Annotated in this window: 1 protein-coding gene; it reads left to right on the top strand. The window is 72.9% G+C overall.

Annotated features, from left to right (window positions below; genetic code table 11):
* Positions 1 to 34: 34 nt before the first annotated feature.
* Complete coding sequence (locus tag CCN42_RS38870) at positions 35 to 376, top strand: 3-phosphoshikimate 1-carboxyvinyltransferase (RefSeq protein WP_425444738.1); 342 nt, start codon at positions 35 to 37, stop codon at positions 374 to 376.
* Positions 377 to 423: the final 47 nt, after the last annotated feature.

The following is a 423-nucleotide window of genomic DNA, read 5'->3' on the forward strand; positions in this document are numbered from 1 at the left end:
CGCCGCCGCGGCGGTCACCGGCCGGACGATCACGGTGCCGGGACTGGGCACCGGCAGCCTCCAGGGCGACCTCCGCTTCGTGGACGTACTGGAGAAGGCCGGCGCACAGGTCACGGTGACGGAGAGCGCCACCACCGTGCGCGGCGGCGCTGACGGACTGCGCGGCGGCTTCGACGTCNNCGGCCGCCCGGCCCCGGCCCGGATCTCCTGTCACCGCGACCACCGCATCGCCATGTCCTTCTCCGTCCTGGCGCTCGGCTCCGGCGTCCCCCTCGAACTCGACGACCCCGGCTGCGTGGCCAAGACATTCCCCGGCTTTCACGCCGAGTTGCACCGGCTGTTTCCCGACACCCCCGACCGTGAGGAGCGGCAGTGAGCAGATTGCGGTGGCTGACCGCGGGAGAGTCCCACGGTCCCGCACTC

Source organism: Streptomyces glaucescens, assembly GCF_002154375.1.
GTDB lineage: Bacteria > Actinomycetota > Actinomycetes > Streptomycetales > Streptomycetaceae > Streptomyces > Streptomyces glaucescens.